The following is a 19,777-nucleotide window of genomic DNA, read 5'->3' as shown; positions in this document are numbered from 1 at the left end:
GGGGTACCTTTTTGCGGTTCGGCGTCCCGACGCTTGTAAAAGGTTCCTCGCTGTAAAAGCGAAACCGTAATTCCAGCACACCCAAATGCCGGATATACATATCAATGCCAGCACTAACACATTGTTTTTAAAGGATTAAAAGTCAGTTTGATAGAAGCTGCCAAAGGCTGCGATAGGCCAGGGTCGCGGGCGACCTGCACGACCTTCAGCGGTCTCAAGAAAGCGACCGGTTCCGTCGGACGCGACCCCGGGGTGATCGCAGCCTTCGGCAGCTCCTACATTTGATCGGTGCCTGACTTAAATAAAAAGGGAAGCCAGTTCACACTGACTTCCCTTTGTGTACCGCTCAACGACCGTCAGATCACCTGAACAATCGCCTTGGTCACGACGTCGATGTTGCTCTTGTTCAGCGCAGCAACGCAGATCCGGCCGGTGTCGAGGGCGTAGATGCCGAATTCATTGCGCAGGCGATGAACCTGTTCGGTGGTCAGCCCGGAGTACGAGAACATGCCGCGTTGACGACCGACAAAGCTGAAGTCGCGGTCGGTTTGGGCGGCCAGTTTCTCGACCATGGACTGACGCATGTCACGAATCCGCAGACGCATTTCGCCCAGCTCATGCTCCCATGCCGCGCGCAGCTCAGGGTTGTTCAACACCGCAGCAACGATGCTCGCACCATGGGTCGGCGGGTTGGAGTAGTTGGTGCGGATCACGCGTTTGACCTGGGACAGAACCCGTGCGGTTTCTTCTTTCGACTCAGTGACAATCGACAGCGCGCCCACGCGTTCGCCATACAGCGAGAACGATTTGGAGAACGAGCTGGAGGCGAAAAAGGTCAGGCCCGACTCGGCAAACAGACGCACTGCGGCGGCGTCTTCTTCGATGCCGTCGCCGAAGCCTTGATACGCCATGTCCAGGAACGGCACGTGGCCCTTGGCTTTGAGCACGTCGAGGACATTTTTCCAGTCCTCAGGGCTCAGGTCGACACCCGTCGGGTTATGGCAGCAGGCGTGCAGGACCACGATCGAACCTGAAGGCAGGTTCTGCAAATCTTCGAGCATGCCCGAGCGGTTCACGTCATGACTGGCCGCATCGTAATAGCGATAGTTTTGCACCGGGAAACCGGCAGTCTCGAACAGGGCGCGGTGGTTTTCCCAGCTAGGGTCGCTGATGGCCACAACGGCGTCGGGCTTGAGCTGCTTGAGGAAGTCAGCGCCGATTTTCAATGCGCCGGTACCGCCGACGGCCTGGACGGTCAGGACACGACCGGAAGCCAGCAGCGGCGACTCGGCACCGAAGAGCAGTTTTTGCACGGCCAGGTCGTAAGCGGCAATGCCATCAATCGGCAAGTAGCCGCGAGCAACGTGTTGAGCCACCCGAATGCTCTCGGCTTCGGCAACAGCCCGCAGGAGTGGAATTCGCCCCTCTTCGTTGCAGTACACCCCGACCCCCAGGTTGACCTTGAAGGTTCGGGTATCGGCGTTGAATGCTTCGTTGAGGCCCAGGATTGGATCGCGTGGTGCCATTTCGACAGCGGAGAACAGGCTCATTTTTACGGCAGCTCTGAATGGAGGAGTGAAGGGGTACAACGCTCCGGCCGAGTGCACTAGAGCGGTGTGCAAACGGGGAGCTAGTATAGAGAGCATCGGTGAGCGCCGCGACAGGCTGGAGGGCGTTTTTCAGGGTTTTTCCCGTTTATTTTTCAACCGTTAGTCAAATTGCAACCGCAATTGTTTTGGGTTTGTAGGATGGATGCTTGAAAGGTGACGTCTTTGACTCCATTTGTAGTGTCTTCATGTCTTTTCCCGGCGGCATCGGTCGTTCGCGGTTTTCTCATTTCTGCGCTATTTTGCAGGCCGGAATGAACCCAGAGGTAGCGTATGTCTGAGTTTGAGCTCGTAACCCGTTTCCAGCCAGCCGGTGACCAGCCGGAAGCTATTCGCTTGATGGTCGAAGGGATCGAGGCCGGGCTGGCGCATCAGACATTGCTCGGGGTGACCGGCTCGGGCAAGACCTTCAGCATCGCCAACGTGATCGCGCAAGTGCAGCGCCCGACCCTGGTGCTGGCGCCGAACAAAACCCTGGCGGCGCAGTTGTACGGGGAGTTCAAAGCGTTCTTCCCGAACAACGCTGTGGAGTATTTCGTCTCTTACTACGATTACTACCAGCCAGAAGCGTATGTGCCGTCGTCGGACACCTTTATCGAGAAGGACGCCTCCATCAACGACCACATCGAGCAGATGCGGTTGTCGGCGACCAAGGCGTTGCTGGAGCGCAAAGACGCGATCATCGTCACCACCGTGTCGTGCATCTACGGCTTGGGCAGCCCCGAGACCTACTTGAAGATGGTGCTGCACGTCGATCGCGGCGACAAGCTCGATCAACGCGAGCTGCTTCGGCGTCTGGCTGACTTGCAGTACACCCGCAACGACATGGACTTCGCCCGGGCGACGTTCCGCGTGCGCGGAGACGTGATCGACATTCACCCGGCCGAATCGGACTTTGAAGCGATCCGCATCGAGCTGTTCGACGACGAGGTCGAGAACATTTCTGCCTTCGACCCGCTGACGGGCGTGGTAATGCGCAAGCTGCCGCGCTTTACGTTCTATCCGAAAAGCCACTACGTGACGCCGCGCGAAACGCTGTTGGATGCGATGGAAGGCATCAAGGTCGAGCTTAAGGAACGATTGGAATACCTGCGCAGCAACAACAAGCTGGTGGAAGCGCAGCGACTGGAGCAGCGCACCCGTTTCGATCTGGAAATGATCCTGGAATTGGGTTACTGCAACGGCATCGAAAACTACTCGCGCTACCTGTCCGGACGCCCCTCCGGCTCGCCGCCGCCGACGTTGTATGACTACTTGCCAGCCGATGCGCTGCTGGTGATCGACGAATCCCACGTCAGCGTGCCTCAGGTGGGCGCGATGTATAAGGGCGACCGCTCACGCAAGGAAACCCTGGTCGAGTATGGCTTCCGTCTGCCGTCGGCACTGGACAACCGGCCAATGCGCTTCGACGAGTGGGAAAGCGTCAGCCCGCAGACGATTTTTGTCTCGGCCACCCCTGGCAACTATGAGGCTGAGCATGCCGGTCGGGTGATTGAGCAGTTAGTGCGACCTACGGGTCTGGTCGACCCGCAAATCGAGATTCGTCCGGCGCTGACTCAGGTCGATGACCTGCTGTCAGAGATCGGTAAGCGTGTGGCCGTGGGTGAGCGGGTGTTGGTCACCACCTTGACCAAGCGTATGTCCGAAGACCTCACCGATTACCTGGCTGATCACGGCGTTCGGGTGCGCTACCTGCACTCGGATATCGAAACCGTGGAGCGGGTTGAAATCATCCGCGACCTGCGCTTGGGCACGTTTGATGTGCTGGTGGGCATCAACCTGCTGCGCGAAGGCCTGGACATGCCTGAGGTGTCGCTGGTGGCGATCCTCGACGCTGACAAAGAAGGCTTCCTGCGTTCAGAGCGCTCGCTGATTCAGACCATTGGCCGTGCTGCGCGTAACCTCAACGGCCGGGCGATTTTGTACGCCGACCGGATTACCGGTTCTATGGAACGGGCGATTGGCGAAACCGACCGTCGTCGTGACAAGCAGATTGCCTACAACCTGGAGCATGGCATCACCCCTAAAGGTGTGTTCAAGGACGTTGCCGACATCATGGAAGGCGCCGTCGTGCCAGGCTCGCGCAGCAAGAAGCGCAAAGGCATGGCCAAGGCTGCCGAAGAGAACGCCAAGTACGAAGCCGAATTGCGCACGCCGGGCGAGATCGGCAAGCGCATTCGTCAGTTGGAAGAGAAGATGTATCAACTGGCCCGCGACCTCGAGTTCGAAGCCGCGGCGCAGATGCGCGACGAGATCGGCAAGCTGCGGGAGCGGTTGTTGACCGTTTGAATTGGTATCTGAACCGACGCCTTCGCGAATGAATTCGCTCCCACAGAAAATATGCAATCTCGGTGGGAGCGAATTCATTCGCGAAAAGGCCAGTGCAGGCGCTGACACTCTTTAATGCGCAGCCCCGCCCTTGACCCCAACAGGCAGCGCTTTGGTCAGCAGCACGGCGATCATGCTGACGCCCAGCGCGATCCCGACGAAATGGAAGGCGTCGTTGTAGGCCATGATCGATGCCTGTTGGTGGGCGATTTCACTGAGTTTTCCCAGGGCGGCTTGTTCGTTGCCCAGCGTGTCCGTGAGCAAGGCCATGCGTTCAGCGACCTGCGGATTGCTCGGGACAATGGCTTCGCGCAAATAGTCGAAATAGACCTTGGTCCTGGCATCAAGCAGGGTGGAGAGCAGGGCGATACCAACGGCACCGCCCAGATTTCGCAGGATATTGAACAGGCTCGATGCGGAGCCTGCGTCCTTGGGCAGGATATAGACGGTGGCGATCAACGAAATAGTGACCATGATCAGCGGTTGGCCGAGGGCGCGCACGATCTGGATCTGATTGAACTGCGGTCCGGCGAAGTCCAGGTTGAGCGCTCCGGAGGCGAAGCTGGCAAACCCGAACAGCCCGAAACCCAAGGCGCACAGCAGCTTCGGCGGTATCACTTTCATCAGTTGCGGCACCAGCGGGATCAAGAACAACTGCGGGATACCCATCCACATGATCACTTCGCCGATCTGCTGCGCGTTGTAGCCTTGAATTTGCGCGAGGTACAACGGCAACAGATAGATCGAGCCATACAAACCCACACCCATCCCCACGCTGGAGATACTCGACAGGCCAAAATTGCGTTCGCCCAAAATGCGCAGATTAATCAGCGGCGCGGGTTTGGACAGTTGCAGAGTCACGAAGGTGATCAGGCTGATCAGGGCGATGCTGCCCAGGCTTACAATCAGGTGGGATTCGAGCCAGTCCTTGCGGTGGCCTTCCTCCAGAAATACCTGCAGGCAGCCCAGGCCAACCCCCAGTGTGGCGATGCCGGCGTAGTCGGTGCTTTTCAGCAGCTCCCAGTGCGAAGCTTTCTTTTCCAGGCCATAGAGCAAGCCGGCGATCATCAGCAGGCCGGGCGGTACGTTGATGTAGAAAATGTACTGCCAGCCATAGTTTTCCGTTAGCCAACCGCCCAGCGTCGGGCCAATCGAGGGCGCGAACGTCGCGGTCATCGCAAACAAAGCCATGCCTTTGGCGCGATGGTGCTCGGGCAGTTTGATCAGGGTCATGGTGAATGCCAGTGGGATCAGTGCGCCACCGGTGAAGCCCTGCAAGGCGCGGAACACGATCATGCTGTCCAGGCTCCAGGCCATGGAGCAGAGCATGGAGGCCAGCAGAAACCCGCACGACACCCAGACCGCCAGGCGTCGCGCCGACAGCAGCTGCACCAACCAGGCGGTGAGCGGGATCATGATGATTTCCGCTACCAGGTACGAGGTGGAAATCCATGAGCCTTCTTCGAGGGTCGCTGACAGCGCGCCCTGAATGTCCTTGAGCGAAGAGTTGGTGATCTGGATGTCCAGCACCGCCATGAAAGCGCCCAGCATCACGCTCATGACTGCGATCCAGTCCCGTCGACTGGGTTCGCCAGCGGGGCGGATCAGTTGATCACCGGCCACTGTCAGCGCCGTCTGCCTTGATGTTTACCTTGATCGTCACCGACATCCCGGGGCGGATCTTGCTGTGCAATGGATTGTCGGCGGCAAAGGTCAGTTTCACCGGAATACGCTGGACCACCTTGGTGAAGTTGCCGGTGGCATTGTCCGGCGGCAGCAGGCTGAATTGGGCGCCAGAGGCGGCAAACAGGCTTTCGACCCTAGCGTCGACGGGGGTATCGGGATAGGCGTCGAAAATCAGTTCGGCTGCTTGTCCAGGCACCATATGGCCGATCTGGGTTTCCTTGAAGTTGGCCTGAATCCAGATGTCTTCATCCGGCACTATTGACAGCAAATACGCGCCGACCTGTACATATTGGCCATTGCGCGCGCCGCGCTGGCCAATCATCCCGCTGAGCGGCGCACGAATCTCGCTGCGTTGCAGATTGAGTTCAGCCTGGGCAAGGTCGGTTCGGGCATTGGCGATCTGCGCGTCGAGGCGCCGAGTTTCCGCCGAGAGGGCGACGACCTGTTGCCGTTGCCCCTGTACATCGGCCTGGGCCTTGGTGACCTGCGAACCTGCGATATGGCTGTCGGCAGTCAGGTTGGTGACGCGTTCTTCGGAAACATAGCCGGGTTTGCGCAAGGTCTCGGCGCGCTGCAAATCGATTTGTGTGCGCCCGAAGGTCGCCTGACTGGCGGCCACTTGTGCTTGAGCGGAGGCAATCATGCTGCCTTGCTGGGTCAGTTTGCTTTGCGCCTGAATGCGCTCGGCTTCACGGGTATCGAGCATGGCCTTCGCCCGGTCAACGGCCAGATGAAAATCAGCGGCGTCCAGTTTTATCAACAACTGGCCTTTTTCGACGTGCTGGTTGTCTTGCACCAATACTTCATCGACGCGAGCGCCCAATTGGCTGGAAATTCGGGTGATTTCGCCCTGTACATAGGCGTTGTCGGTGGTTTCGTAGAAGCGGCCCTTGAAGAACCACTGGGCAAAGAAGGCGAGGGCAATCAGTAGGGCTATCGTGAAAAAAATGTACAGGCGGCGTTTAAGTTGGGCGGGCATGGGCGGTCTGAATGAGTTGAAGTGTAAGCAAACTTATCAGTGTTCAGTTCTGGCACATAGCCATATGCCCGAATGATGACTGAGGTTGATGTTTGGGTATTCATTTAGTCCGTTATGCCGTGTGTTTGCCTTGTCCGGGTCATGCAAGCGCTCACCCGTACGTTGATTGCGCCCCTGCGCTGGAGCCATGGGGGTCGCGCCTGTTAAGATTCGCCGCTTGTTCGACCTATTCGAGATCTTTCATGACCACCGTCCGCACCCGCATCGCGCCATCGCCCACTGGCGACCCCCACGTTGGCACTGCCTACATCGCATTGTTCAATTATTGCTTTGCCAAGCAACATGGCGGCGAGTTCATCCTGCGCATCGAAGACACGGATCAAGTGCGTTCGACGCGTGAGTCTGAGCAGCAGATTTTCGATGCGTTGCGTTGGTTGGGGATCGAGTGGAGCGAAGGCCCGGATGTCGGCGGCCCTCACGGCCCGTATCGGCAGAGCGAGCGCGGCGAGATTTACCAGAAGTACGCCAAGGAGCTGGTCGAGAAGGGCTATGCCTTCCCGTGCTTCTGCTCCGCTGAAGAGCTTGATCAGATGCGCGCCGAGCAGATGGCCCGGGGCGAAACCCCGCGCTACGACGGCCGTGCCTTGTTGCTGTCGAAAGAGGAGGTTCAGCGTCGTCTGGACGCTGGTGAGCCTCATGTGATCCGCATGAAAGTGCCAAGCGAAGGCGTTTGCGTGGTGCCGGACATGCTGCGTGGCGACGTCGAGATCCCGTGGGATCGCATGGACATGCAAGTGCTGATGAAGACCGACGGGCTGCCGACCTACTTTTTGGCCAACGTCGTCGACGACCATCTGATGGGTATCACCCATGTCCTGCGCGGCGAAGAGTGGTTGCCGTCGGCACCGAAGCTGATCCTGCTGTACGAATATTTCGGTTGGGAACAGCCGGAGCTGTGCTACATGCCGCTGTTGCGTAACCCGGACAAGAGCAAGCTGTCCAAGCGCAAGAACCCGACCTCGGTGACGTTCTATGAGCGCATGGGTTTCATGCCAGAAGCCATGCTCAACTACTTGGGCCGCATGGGCTGGTCGATGCCGGACGAGCGCGAGAAGTTCTCGTTGGAAGAAATGGTCGAGCATTTCGACCTGTCGCGGGTTTCGCTGGGCGGGCCGATCTTCGATATCGAGAAGCTGTCCTGGCTCAACGGCCAATGGCTGCGTGAGTTGCCGGTCGAAGAGTTTGCCCGTCGTGTGCAGAACTGGGCGCTGAACCCTGAGTACATGATGAAGATTGCGCCTCATGTTCAGGGGCGCGTAGAAACCTTCAGTCAGGTCGCGCCGTTGGCCGGTTTCTTCTTCGCCGGTGGCTTGCAGCTGGATGCCAAGCTGTTCGAGCACAAAAAACTGTCGCCAGATCAGGTTCGGCAGTTGATGCAGTTGATCCTGTGGAAGCTGGAGACCTTGCGCCAGTGGGAAAAAGACCCGATCACAGGCTGTATCCAGGCCGTGGTCGAGCACCTGGAGCTCAAGCTGCGTGACGCCATGCCGCTGATGTTCGCCGCAATCACGGGTCAGGCCAGTTCTGTCTCTGTGCTCGACGCCATGGAAATCCTCGGTCCGGACCTGACACGCTTCCGTCTGCGTCAGGCCATCGACTTGCTCGGCGGCGTGTCGAAGAAAGAAAACAAGGAGTGGGAAAAGCTGTTGGGCGCCATTGCCTGACACGCTTGTGAGAGGTCAATGGTCATTGTGTCTGCCGGGAGTAGGGCGCACAGTGACCATCGTGCCCCTGGATTTACGGGGGTTGGGCGGTAAGTGATTGTTATGCCGACGAAAAATATTGGAATATGTTGAAAATATATTTGACAGGTTCCAAGGTCGCGATTAATATGCGCCCCGTCCACAACGTGGGGCTATAGCTCAGCTGGGAGAGCGCTTGCATGGCATGCAAGAGGTCAACGGTTCGATCCCGTTTAGCTCCACCAAATTGTACAGTTCAAGGTTTGGCCACACAGGCCTTGAATCGATCAGGCTCAGTCTGATCACGTTGTATAGAAGGTTTTGCGTCCCCTTCGTCTAGTGGCCTAGGACACCGCCCTTTCACGGCGGTAACAGGGGTTCGAGTCCCCTAGGGGACGCCAGTATCAAGAAGCATTGCCGCAAGGTTGTGCTCCGCCGCGAGGCGAAAAATCTGGGGCTATAGCTCAGCTGGGAGAGCGCTTGCATGGCATGCAAGAGGTCAACGGTTCGATCCCGTTTAGCTCCACCAAATTGTACAGTTCGAGGTCTGGCCACGCAGACCTTGAACCGATCAGGCTCAGTCTGATCACGTTGTATAGAAGGTTTTGCGTCCCCTTCGTCTAGTGGCCTAGGACACCGCCCTTTCACGGCGGTAACAGGGGTTCGAGTCCCCTAGGGGACGCCACGATTACCCGTTCTACGGGATTTAGGGGTCATTCAATTATTGAATGGCCCTTTTGTTTTTGTGCCGCGCTTTACCCCCCCTGCAATTCCCTCTGCCAATCCTTTCCTGCACCGCATTGACGCTATCCAGCCGACCAGCCGCATAACAATCCACTTGCCAAGCGTTCTTATGCGGATAATATTACTTCCATAATATCCGGAGGCGGACATGAACGACAAAAAAGCGCAAACCCGCGAACGCATTCTTCAGGCAGCCAGTTCTGCACTGATCCGGCGCGGCCCGGCTGAGCCCAGTGTCAGCGATGTCATGGGGGCCGCAGGCCTGACCGTGGGCGGTTTCTATGCACACTTTGAAAGCAAGGATGCCTTGATGCTTGAGGCCTTCAGCCAGTTGCTCAGTCAGCGCCGGGCGTCGGTTGCGCAAATCGATGAACAATTGCCTGGTGATGAGCGCCGCGCGCTGGTCGCCGCTTTTTATTTGTCACGTAAACACCGGGATGCGTCGGAACATGCCTGCCCGTTGCCATCAACCGTGGGTGAGCTTTCACGTCTGCCTGACGATTTCCGTGCGGTGTTGGCGGAGCATATGGAGCTGATGGTGGCGCAATTGGCCGACAGCCCTGAGGACGCCGACAAGGTCCTGGCTGACGTGGCATTGATGATGGGTGGTCTGGCCCTGGCACGCGCTCTGGGGCCGTGCGAGCTGTCCGATCGCGTACTTCGGGCCGCCAAGTCGGCGGTACAGTGATGTAGGCAGGGCCAATCTGCCTGAGCTTCCGTTACACTGCTCGCGAGTTGCCCTCCAAGGGGTAAGCATGAAGGAGTGAGCATGAGCTGGGACCTGGCAACACCATTCGTCATTGACCTGAGCGTGGCGGCTGAAGACATCGATGGGCTAGGCCATGCCAATAACGCGGTGTACGTGACCTGGCTGGAGCGCTGCGCGTGGCGACACTCACAACGGCTCGGTCTGGACTTGAGCGAGTACCGCCGAATCGATCGGGCCATGGCCGTGGTCAGGCATGAAATTGACTACCTGGCCAGCGCTTACGAAGACGATGAGCTGCAATTGGCCACCTGGATCGTCGACTGGGACGAGCGTCTGAAGATGACTCGCCGTTTTCAATTGAAACGCCCGAGTGACGGTCTGACCTTGCTGCGCGCGCAAACCACCTTCGTCTGCATTGAACTGTCCAGTGGCAAGCCAAAACGCATGCCCGCCGAGTTCATCGAAGGCTATGGTCCGGCACTGGTGAACCAGTACGCCTGAAACCATACGGCGCCTATGCGTTTCCAATCCGCTGGCCGCCCCGTAAACTGCCTGACTTTTTTTCGAGTGTGACCCATGCAAATTGCCTTGGCGCCCATGGAGGGGTTGGTCGACGACATCCTGCGCGATGTGCTGACTCAGGTTGGTGGCATCGATTGGTGCGTGACCGAGTTCATCCGTGTGTCCGAGCGCCTGATGCCGGCCCACTACTTCTACAAATACGCCTCGGAGTTGCACCAGGGGGCCAAGACCGACGCGGGTGTGCCCTTGCGCCTGCAATTGCTGGGTTCCGATCCCGTGTGCCTGGCCGAAAACGCAGCCTATGCCTGTGAGCTGGGCGCCCCCGTGCTGGACCTGAACTTCGGTTGCCCGGCCAAGACCGTCAATCGTTCCCGTGGCGGCGCGATCCTGCTCAAAGAGCCGGAGTTGCTGCACACCATCGTCAACCATGTACGGCGCGCTGTGCCTGCGCATATTCCGGTGACGGCGAAAATGCGCCTGGGTTATGAAAGCCCGGAAGGTGCCCTCGATTGCGCCCGAGCGCTGGCCGATGGCGGTGCCGGGCAGATCGTGGTCCATGCCCGGACCAAGGTCGATGGCTACAAACCGCCCGCGCACTGGGAGTGGATCGCGCGCATCCAGGAAGTGGTCAAGGTTCCGGTCGTGGCCAATGGCGAGATATGGACCGTCGACGACTGGCGACGTTGCCGGGAAATCTGCGGCGCCAGAGACATCATGATCGGTCGTGGGCTGGTGGCGCGTCCTGATCTGGCCCTGCAGATCGCTGCTGCGGAGGCGGGCGAGGAAGTGGTCGAGATGACCTGGGCGCAACTGCAGCCCTTCTTGCAAGACTTCTGGCAACAGGCGTTGAACAAGATGACCCCGATTCAGGCACCCGGCCGCTTGAAGCAATGGCTGGCGCTGCTGACCAAAAGCTACCCTGAGGCGACGGTGCTGTTCAATGAACTGCGGCGTGAGACTGATTGCGAACGAATCGGGCAACTGATTGGATTTGCGCGCTGCAAGGCGGCTTGAAATCACGCCTGCTCAAGAAAGGCGCCCTGATCGGCGCCTTTCTTGTTTAGAGGCTTATGCGCCAAACTCACATCCCCCCCTCCTGCCCCAACAACCCCACAAACGCCTCCAGCGGCAACGCTTCGCTGAACAAATACCCCTGATACAAATGACAGCCCAGTTGTTCGAGGAACCTGAGTTGCTCCGGTTTTTCCACGCCCTCGGCGATCACCGATAGGCTCAGGCTGTGGGCCATGGCAACGATGGCGCGGATGATTTCGGCATCGTTGGGGTCAGTGGTTGCGTCGCGCACGAATGATTGATCAATCTTCAGTGCGGCTACCGGCAAGCGCTTGAGGTAGGTCAGTGAGGAATAACCGGTGCCGAAATCATCCATCGCGAAGCTGACGCCCATCTTCTTCAGTCGACGCATTTTCGCGATGGTGTCGTCCAGATTCTGGATCACGATACCTTCGGTGATCTCCAGCTTGAGCAGGCGGCTGGGCAGGCGATGAGCGCGCAGGCTGCGTTCGACGCGCTCGACGAAGTCATTCTGACGAAACTGCCGAGGGCTGATGTTGACGCACATGCTGAAATCATCTGGATCTATCAATGCGTCACGTAATAACTGCCCACCGACTTTACAGGCTTCATCGAGAATCCAGCTGCCAACTTCCAGAATCATTCCGCTTTCTTCCAGCACCTGAATGAACTGAGTCGGTGCCATCGCTCCCAGTTGTGGGTGATTCCAGCGCAATAACGCTTCAGCCCCGATGATGCGGTTGTCTCGTGCGTCCACCTGGGGCTGGTAGTGCAGGCTGAACTCCCCGCGAGGCAGTGCCTGGCGTAAATCGTTTTCCAGGCGCAGGCGCTCACTGGCGGCTTTCTGCATGGTGCTGTGAAACATCTGTGTGGTGTTGCGCCCCGAATCCTTGGCCCGGTACAAGGCAATGTCCGCACGCTTGAGCAGGTCTGCCGGGGTCGAGCCATGATCCGGGATCAAGGCCACGCCAATGCTTGGCGTCACCTGCAGACGCTGGCCGTCTAGGAACATCGGCTCGGCTAACAGTTCGCGCAGGGTGTCGGCCAGACCACGCACTTTGTGGGTGACCTCGGCCCGGGTTCCTTTCAGGCCGCCTAGCAGGACCACGAACTCATCACCGCCCAGCCGCGCCACGGTGTCTTCCATACGCACACTGGCTTCCAGTCGTGCGGTGATGATCTTCAATACGCTGTCACCGACCGGGTGCCCGAGAGAATCATTGATGTGCTTGAAGTGATCGAGGTCGAGAAACAACAGGGCGCCACGCAGGTTATGGCGTTTGAGCAGGGCAATCTGCTGGCTTAAGCGATCCATCAGCAATGCGCGATTGGGCAGGTCGGTCAGCGGATCGTGGTAGGCCAGATGCTGGATCTGTGCTTGCGCGTTCTTCAGTTGGCTGACGTCGCGGGCGGTCATTAGCAGGCACGCCGTTTCATTCAGGGTGATCGGTTCCACCGATACCTCAACCGTCAGCATGTCTCCATTTTTATTGCGCGCCAACATTTCACGGTGATGGACGCGACCGTTTTCCAGCAAATCACTGACAATCAGACTGCGCTGCTCCGGGTCCGCCCAGATGCCAACGTCAAAGGCGGTGCGGCCAATCACGTAGTCGCTGTCGTAGCCGGTGAGGCGGCAGAAACCATCATTGACCTCAAGGTAGCGACCCGAATCGTACTCGGTGATGGTGATGGCGTCGGGGCTGGAGTGAAAGGCTTTGGCAAACTTCTCTTCGCTGGCCTTGAGCGCCGCTTCAGCGCGATGCTGTTGGGTGACATCACGCAGGGTGGTGACGATGCACGGTTGTTCCTCGACCACGATCAAGCGACTGGAGATGACGCAGGTCAGCAATTCGCCTTCCTTGTGCTGCAGCAACACCTCGAGATTATCCAGGCCCTTGTCGCGGACGATTTGCTGGTTGCGTTGCAGGCGTTTTACCGGGTCCGCCCAGAAACTGACTTCCTCGACGTTCCGGCCGATGATTTCATCAGCGGTCCAGCCAAACGTCTGGGTGAAGCTGGGATTGATCTCGATGAACTGCCCCGTCTCGAATTGGGTAACGCAAACCGGATCGGGGCTGGCCTGAAACAAACTGGCGAATTTCTCCTCGGAACTGCTCAAGCGCTGTTCGCGCTCGACCTGTTCGGTGATGTCCAACAACGTGCCGGCCATGCGCAGCGGTTCGCCATAGGCATCGCGATAGAGCCGGGCCCGGCTTTCAAGAAAGCGCGAAGCACCGTTTTCCAGCTGGATGCGATAGGTGATCTGATAATTGCCTGCCGGACCTTCACGCAGGCTGCGATAGGCCTGACGCATGTTGTTGCGGTCTTCGCCGGTAACGCCTTCGAAAAAGGCGTCGAACGATTCATGAAAGGGTTCGGGCTCCAGGCCGTGCAATTGTGCCGCGCGGGCCGATCCATACAGCATCCCGGTTGGGATGTGCCAGTCCCAGGTGCCCAGTTGCGCCGAGTCCAGCGCCAGGTCCAGGCGCTCCTGGCTTTCTTTGAGGGCCTGTTCGGCGCGTTTGTGTTCGGTGTTATCGAGAAACGTGCTGAGAATATAGGCGCAATCGTCCAGCATGATCTTCTGCGCGCAGAGCGTGCCATCGTGCACACGGCCGTTGTTGGCGCGCAATTGGACTTCGAGGTTGACCGGTTTGGGTTCGCCCTGAATCAGGTCGAGTACCTGCTGGCGTTGTGCGGGCTTGGCCCATAGGCCGATTTCCACGCTGGTGCGGCCCAGAACGTCCTTGATCGGCCAGCCCAACAGGCTTTCGAAATGTCGATTGGCTTCACAGATCAGGCCGTCGTCCAGTCGGGTCAGTAGCACGACGTTGGGGCTGAGGTTATAAAGAATCGCAAAGCGCTTTTCCGACTCGCTGGAGTCGGTTGCCTGATTGCGTACAGGGAGTGGGAGGCTGTCAGCTATTTTTGGCATCGGTCAACAAGCCCTGAGAGAGTTGGCAAAAACGTTGATCTATCAGCACTTTTAAGGATTGGGCTGCGTTATTTGCGCATCCAGCAATGCCATGAACGCCCGGGCAGCATTGGATAGCGTCCGCTCAGTGTGGACTATATAACCCAGTTGGCGAGTAAGCTGAATGCCCGGTAAAGGGATGCGCGCCACCTGATCATCGAGCATGGTGCGCGGCAAGACGCTCCAGGCCAGGCCGATGGAGACCATCATTTTGATGGTCTCCATGTAGTTGGTGCTCATGGCAATGTTAGGTTTCAGGCCTTGAGCTTCGCACAGACGGCTGACAATGTGGTGGGTGAACGTGTTTTCTCCGGGGAACACAGCCGGATAGCTCGCGATATCCATCAGGCTCACGGCACCGCTGTTGGCCAGAGGATGCTCGGGGGCCGCGACGAAATCCAGTGGGTCGTCCCAGACCGATACCGCCTTGACCAGCGTGTGCGGTGCTGGGGCTAGCGTGATCACTGCCAGTTCGGCGCGACCATGGAGAATTTCGTCGTAGGCCACTTCCGAATCGAGAAACTGGATGTCCAGCGCTACCTCTGGGTATCGCCGAGTGAACTCGCGCAATAAAGGCGGCAGGCGATGCAGACCAATGTGATGGCTGGTCGCCAAGGTCAGGCGTCCGCTGACCTCTCCGCTCAGGTTGGTCAATGCCCGGCGAGTGTCGTCCAGCACACTGAGAATTTGATAGGCCCTGGGCAGCAACGCCCGACCCGCTTCGGTCAGGCTGACTTCACGGCCCAGTCGGTCGAACAGTCGAACCTTGAGTTGTTGCTCCAGACCGGCAATTCGTTTACTGATCGCCGGCTGGGTCAGGTGCAGGCGTTCCCCTGCCGTGGAGAAGCCTCCGGTCTCGGCAATGGCAATAAATGCGTTGAGATTGGCTAGATCCATTTTAGGATTCCAATTGGTTATCCAAAGCATAAAAAATATGAATTTGAGTTATTTAATCATACCTCATAGGATCGGCCTCACAAGCCAAAGGGTTATTGAGCTACGTCATCAATAACCGGCATAGAAATACGCTGATGAGGAAACGTCTGATGGCCGGCAAAACGCTGTACGACAAGCTCTGGGATTCGCATTTGGTCAAACAGCGCGACGACGGTTCGGCGCTGATTTACATTGATCGTCACATCATTCACGAAGTGACCTCGCCGCAAGCCTTCGAAGGTTTGCGTATTGCCGGGCGCAAGCCATGGCGGATCGATGCCAACATTGCCACCCCAGACCATAACGTGCCGACAACGCCTGAGCGTAAAGGCGGGATTGAGGCCATCGTCGATCAGGTGTCGCGCCTGCAAGTGCAGACCCTTGATGACAACTGTGACGAATATGGCATTACCGAATTCAAGATGAACGACCCGCGTCAGGGCATCGTTCACGTCATCGGCCCCGAACAGGGCGCTACTTTGCCGGGCATGACCGTGGTCTGCGGCGATTCGCACACCTCGACCCACGGTGCGTTTGGCGCGTTGGCCCATGGCATCGGTACGTCCGAGGTCGAGCATGTGCTTGCCACGCAGTGCCTGGTCGCCCAAAAAATGAAAAACATGTTGGTGTCGGTCGAAGGCAAATTGCCATTCGGCGTGACGGCCAAAGACATCGTTCTTGCCGTGATCGGCAAGATCGGTACCGCTGGCGGCAATGGTCACGCCATCGAATTTGCAGGCAGCGCGATTCGCGACCTGTCTGTCGAAGGGCGCATGACCATCTGCAACATGTCCATCGAAGCCGGCGCTCGCGTGGGCCTGGTGGCGACTGATGAGAAAACTGTCGCTTACGTGAAAGGTCGTCCGTTTGCGCCTAAAGGCGTGGAGTGGGACCTGGCTATCGAAGCCTGGAAAGACCTGGTGTCCGACGCCGACGCCACCTTCGATACCGTGATCAAGCTCGATGCTGCCCAGATCAAGCCGCAAGTCAGCTGGGGCACCTCGCCGGAAATGGTGTTGGCCGTTGATCAAAACGTGCCGGACCCGGCCAAAGAAACCGATCTGGTCAAGCGTGGCTCTATCGAGCGCGCCTTGAAGTACATGGGCTTGCACGCCAATCAGGCGATCACTGATATCCAGCTGGATCGTGTGTTTATCGGTTCTTGCACCAACTCGCGGATCGAAGACTTGCGTGCAGCGGCGGATATCGCCAAAGGCCGTAAAGTCGCCTCCACCATCAAGCAGGCCATCGTGGTCCCGGGCTCGGGTCTGGTGAAAGCGCAGGCGGAAAAAGAAGGGCTGGACAAGATCTTCATCGAAGCCGGTTTCGAATGGCGTGAACCGGGCTGCTCGATGTGCCTGGCGATGAACCCGGACCGTTTGGAGTCCGGTGAGCATTGCGCGTCGACGTCCAACCGTAACTTCGAAGGCCGTCAAGGCGCGGGTGGCCGTACTCACCTGGTCAGCCCGGCCATGGCGGCGGCAGCGGCGGTCAACGGTCGATTCGTCGACGTCCGTGACTTGATCCAACACTAAGGAGCCCAGCATGAAAGCATTTACTCAGCACACCGGCCTTGTCGCTCCTTTGGACCGTGCCAATGTCGACACCGATCAGATCATTCCCAAGCAGTTTCTCAAGTCGATCAAACGCACAGGTTTTGGTCCTAATCTGTTTGACGAGTGGCGCTATCTGGACGTGGGGCAGCCTTATCAGGACAACTCCAAGCGTCCTTTGAATAAGGATTTCGTGCTCAATAACGCGCGTTATCAAGGCGCCAGCGTGTTACTGGCCCGCGAGAACTTCGGTTGCGGCTCCAGCCGTGAACACGCGCCTTGGGCGCTGGAAGAATATGGCTTTCGCAGCATCATCGCGCCGAGCTATGCCGATATCTTCTTCAACAACAGCTTCAAGAACGGTTTGCTGCCGATCATCCTCAGCGATGCGGAGGTCGATGAGCTGTTCGAACAGGTCGAGGCCACGCCGGGTTATCAATTGAACGTCGACCTGGCGGCGCAGACCGTGACCCGTCCTGACGGCAAAGTCTTGAGCTTCGAGATCGATGCGTTCCGTAAGCATTGCCTGCTCAACGGCCTGGACGACATCGGTCTGACCCTGATGGATGGCGAGGCGATCGCCACCTTCGAGAGCATGCATCGGGCCAGCCAGCCGTGGTTGTTTCGCGACTGATTGATAGACCGCGTCAAGCTGATCGCGGTCAAGCCCGCTCTCATCAAACAACCTATAAGTTATTGAAAAATAAAGCATAAATGTCGTCATATTTTCAGCTAAATACTGATCCCCTGTAGGAGCTGCCGGAGGCTGCGAATCGGTCCGGGGTCGCGTCCGACCGTAGCAGTCGTAAACTCTGGATTGCTGAAGGTCGTGCCGACCTTATCGCAGCCTTCGGCAGCTCCTACAGGGACCCAGTTTACTGCGCGACTGCGCACCGTTGCAGACGGGGCGACATCTCCTACAGAATGCGTACTGTCCTTGTAGGAGCGGGCTTGCCCGCGATAGCGTCCCGACAGTCGAAACCTATTAAGGATTAAGGAACTCTATGATGACCAACACCGCGCATACTCAAGTCGTCCAGCGTCAATTCGGTGAGCAGGCTGCGGCCTATCTGAGCAGCGCTGTACACGCTCAAGGCACCGAGTTCGCGTTGCTACAGGCCGAAGTGGCCGGGCGTGGCGATGCGCGAGTGCTGGATCTGGGGTGTGGCGCCGGTCACGTGAGTTTTAACGTGGCGTCGTCGGTGGGCGAGGTGGTCGCTTACGACCTGTCGCAGCAGATGCTCGATGTGGTCGCCAGCGCGGCGGTTGAGCGTGGGCTGAGCAACGTGCAAACGGTATGCGGTGCCGCCGAGCGCCTGCCTTTCGAGGACGGTGAGTTCGATTTTGTGTTCAGCCGTTACTCGGCGCATCACTGGAGTGATCTGGGGCTGGCCCTGCGTGAAGTGCGGCGCGTGCTGAAACCGGGCGGTGTCGCAGCGTTTATTGATGTCATGTCGCCGGGCAGCCCGCTGTTTGACACCTACCTGCAAAGCGTTGAAGTGCTGCGCGACACCAGCCACGTACGCGACTATTCTGCGGGTGAGTGGTTGCGCCACGTCAGCGAGGCCGGGTTATTCACCCGCAGTCACAGCCGCCAGCGCTTGCATCTGGAATACAGTTCATGGGTCGAGCGTATGCGTACGCCACAGGCGTTACGGGCCGCGATTCGTGAGTTGCAGCAGGCAATGGGCGCAGAAGTGCGCGAGTATTTTGAAATCACTGATGACGGATCCTTCAGTACCGATGTGCTGGTGTTGTGGGCAGAGCGTTAGTCTTGTTGCTTCTATAAAACAGTTATAAAAGCGGCAATGGTTCTTTTTGCAGGCGCATGATCACGCGCCGTTTAAATGGATTGAGGAAAGCATGAGCAAGCAGATTCTGATTCTCCCAGGTGATGGTATCGGTCCGGAAATCATGGCCGAAGCGGTCAAGGTGCTGGAACTGGCCAATGACAAGTACCACTTGGGCTTCGAACTCAGCCATGACCTGATCGGCGGCGCTGCCATCGACAAGCATGGCGTGCCATTGGCCGATGAAACCCTGGCCCGGGCCCGCGCTGCCGATGCAGTGCTGCTCGGTGCAGTCGGTGGTCCTAAATGGGACACGCTGGACCGTGCGATTCGTCCAGAAAAAGGCTTGCTGAAGATTCGCTCCGAGCTGCAGCTGTTCGGCAACCTGCGGCCCGCCATTCTGTATCCGCAGTTGGCTGAAGCGTCCACCTTGAAACCGGAGGTGGTGTCGGGCCTGGACATCCTGATCGTTCGTGAGCTGACCGGTGGTATCTATTTCGGTACGCCACGGGGCATTCGCACCCTCGACAATGGCGAGCGTGAGGGTTACAACACTCTGCCGTACAGCGAGAGCGAAATCCGTCGGATCGCCCGCGTAGGTTTTGACATGGCCCGCCTTCGCAGCAAGAAGCTGTGTTCGGTGGACAAAGCCAACGTCATGGAATCCAGCCAGCTCTGGCGTGAAGTGGTCGAGCAGGTCGCCAAGGACTATCCCGACGTCGAGCTGAGCCACATGTACGTCGACAACGCGGCCATGCAGTTGGTGCGTGCACCCAAGCAGTTTGATGTGATCGTTACCGATAACCTGTTCGGCGATATTCTGTCAGATGAGGCTTCGATGCTCACCGGCTCCATCGGCATGCTGCCTTCGGCGTCGCTGGATGCCAACAACAAAGGCATGTACGAACCCTGCCACGGTTCGGCCCCGGACATCGCCGGGCAGGGCATTGCCAATCCGTTGGCGACGATTCTGTCGGTCTCGATGATGCTGCGTTACAGCTTCAATCAGCTGGAGGCTGCTGATGCGATCGAAAGGGCTGTGAGCCTGGTATTGGATCAAGGTTTGCGCACAGGCGACATCTGGTCGCTCGGCAACGCCAAGGTCGGTACGCAGGAAATGGGCGAAGCCGTAGTCGCCGCGCTGCTCAATCTGTAATATCTCGGGCCCG

The 19,777-nt window shown here is 58.2% G+C and carries 13 protein-coding genes, 4 tRNA genes and 1 pseudogene; 13 read left to right on the top strand and 5 right to left on the bottom strand.

Annotation, left to right across the window (positions count from 1 at the left end; translation table 11 throughout):
• Nucleotides 1-356: 356 nt before the first annotated feature.
• On the bottom strand, nucleotides 357-1,550 hold the full coding sequence (locus AC1ME2_RS02820) for an amino acid aminotransferase (RefSeq protein ID WP_480439183.1): 1,194 nt from the start codon (nucleotides 1,548-1,550) through the stop codon (nucleotides 357-359).
• Nucleotides 1,551-1,880: 330 nt separating this feature from the next.
• Between AC1ME2_RS02820 and uvrB the strand changes: the two genes are divergently transcribed.
• A complete protein-coding gene (gene uvrB / locus AC1ME2_RS02815; RefSeq protein ID WP_480439181.1) occupies nucleotides 1,881-3,896 on the top strand; it encodes an excinuclease ABC subunit UvrB in 2,016 nt (671 codons plus the stop codon).
• A gap of 111 nt (nucleotides 3,897-4,007) precedes the next feature.
• Here uvrB and AC1ME2_RS02810 read toward each other — a convergent pair whose 3' ends face one another.
• Both AC1ME2_RS02810 and AC1ME2_RS02805 read right to left on the bottom strand, forming a co-directional pair.
• Nucleotides 4,008-5,558 carry an MDR family MFS transporter gene (locus tag AC1ME2_RS02810; RefSeq protein ID WP_480439180.1) on the bottom strand — a complete coding sequence of 517 codons (1,551 nt, stop codon included), beginning with the start codon at nucleotides 5,556-5,558 and terminating at the stop codon, nucleotides 4,008-4,010.
• A complete protein-coding gene (locus tag AC1ME2_RS02805) occupies nucleotides 5,548-6,600 on the bottom strand; it encodes an HlyD family secretion protein (RefSeq protein ID WP_480439178.1) in 1,053 nt (350 codons plus the stop codon). Before AC1ME2_RS02805 ends, AC1ME2_RS02810 begins: the two co-directional genes overlap by 11 nt.
• Before the next feature lie 242 nt (nucleotides 6,601-6,842).
• Here AC1ME2_RS02805 and gltX point away from each other — a divergent pair, with 242 nt between their 5' ends.
• From gltX to AC1ME2_RS02765, 8 genes are all read left to right on the top strand, one after another.
• Nucleotides 6,843-8,324, top strand: coding sequence for a glutamate--tRNA ligase (gene gltX / locus AC1ME2_RS02800; protein ID WP_480439177.1), 1,482 nt, complete (start codon nucleotides 6,843-6,845; stop codon nucleotides 8,322-8,324).
• Between the two features lie 187 nt (nucleotides 8,325-8,511).
• A tRNA-Ala gene (locus AC1ME2_RS02795) sits at nucleotides 8,512-8,587 on the top strand.
• 80 nt (nucleotides 8,588-8,667) lie between these two features.
• Nucleotides 8,668-8,743 (top strand) — tRNA-Glu (locus AC1ME2_RS02790).
• A gap of 52 nt (nucleotides 8,744-8,795) precedes the next feature.
• Nucleotides 8,796-8,871: transfer RNA gene (locus tag AC1ME2_RS02785), tRNA-Ala, on the top strand.
• An 80-nt stretch (nucleotides 8,872-8,951) separates the two neighbouring features.
• Nucleotides 8,952-9,027 (top strand) — tRNA-Glu (locus tag AC1ME2_RS02780).
• Between the two features lie 207 nt (nucleotides 9,028-9,234).
• On the top strand, nucleotides 9,235-9,774 hold the full coding sequence (locus AC1ME2_RS02775; protein ID WP_480439176.1) for a TetR/AcrR family transcriptional regulator: 540 nt from the start codon (nucleotides 9,235-9,237) through the stop codon (nucleotides 9,772-9,774).
• Nucleotides 9,775-9,855: 81 nt separating this feature from the next.
• On the top strand, nucleotides 9,856-10,296 hold the full coding sequence (locus AC1ME2_RS02770) for an acyl-CoA thioesterase (protein ID WP_480439175.1): 441 nt from the start codon (nucleotides 9,856-9,858) through the stop codon (nucleotides 10,294-10,296).
• A 75-nt stretch (nucleotides 10,297-10,371) separates the two neighbouring features.
• On the top strand, nucleotides 10,372-11,331 hold the full coding sequence (locus AC1ME2_RS02765; RefSeq protein ID WP_480439174.1) for a tRNA dihydrouridine synthase: 960 nt from the start codon (nucleotides 10,372-10,374) through the stop codon (nucleotides 11,329-11,331).
• A gap of 67 nt (nucleotides 11,332-11,398) precedes the next feature.
• Here AC1ME2_RS02765 and AC1ME2_RS02760 read toward each other — a convergent pair.
• Together AC1ME2_RS02760 and AC1ME2_RS02755 are read right to left on the bottom strand one after the other, a co-directional pair.
• Nucleotides 11,399-14,233 (bottom strand): annotated as a pseudogene (locus tag AC1ME2_RS02760) (bifunctional diguanylate cyclase/phosphodiesterase); the annotation flags it as partial.
• 108 nt (nucleotides 14,234-14,341) lie between these two features.
• Nucleotides 14,342-15,226 carry a LysR family transcriptional regulator gene (locus AC1ME2_RS02755; RefSeq protein WP_480439173.1) on the bottom strand — a complete coding sequence of 295 codons (885 nt, stop codon included), beginning with the start codon at nucleotides 15,224-15,226 and terminating at the stop codon, nucleotides 14,342-14,344.
• Between the two features lie 149 nt (nucleotides 15,227-15,375).
• Between AC1ME2_RS02755 and leuC the strand changes: the two genes are divergently transcribed.
• From leuC to leuB, 4 genes are all read left to right on the top strand, one after another.
• Nucleotides 15,376-16,800 (top strand): 3-isopropylmalate dehydratase large subunit, encoded by a 1,425-nt coding sequence (leuC, locus tag AC1ME2_RS02750; RefSeq protein WP_480439171.1) that lies wholly within the window; start codon nucleotides 15,376-15,378, stop codon nucleotides 16,798-16,800.
• Between the two features lie 10 nt (nucleotides 16,801-16,810).
• Nucleotides 16,811-17,452 carry a 3-isopropylmalate dehydratase small subunit gene (gene leuD / locus AC1ME2_RS02745; RefSeq protein WP_480439170.1) on the top strand — a complete coding sequence of 214 codons (642 nt, stop codon included), beginning with the start codon at nucleotides 16,811-16,813 and terminating at the stop codon, nucleotides 17,450-17,452.
• Nucleotides 17,453-17,825: 373 nt separating this feature from the next.
• Nucleotides 17,826-18,590, top strand: a complete 765-nt coding sequence (locus AC1ME2_RS02740; protein ID WP_480441966.1) for a class I SAM-dependent methyltransferase — start codon at nucleotides 17,826-17,828, stop codon at nucleotides 18,588-18,590.
• 91 nt (nucleotides 18,591-18,681) lie between these two features.
• Nucleotides 18,682-19,764 (top strand): 3-isopropylmalate dehydrogenase, encoded by a 1,083-nt coding sequence (gene leuB, locus AC1ME2_RS02735; RefSeq protein ID WP_480439169.1) that lies wholly within the window; start codon nucleotides 18,682-18,684, stop codon nucleotides 19,762-19,764.
• Nucleotides 19,765-19,777 lie beyond the last annotated feature (13 nt).

Source organism: Pseudomonas sp. ASL9 (genome assembly GCF_056680335.1).
This window is presented reverse-complemented; position numbering and strand designations above follow the sequence as displayed.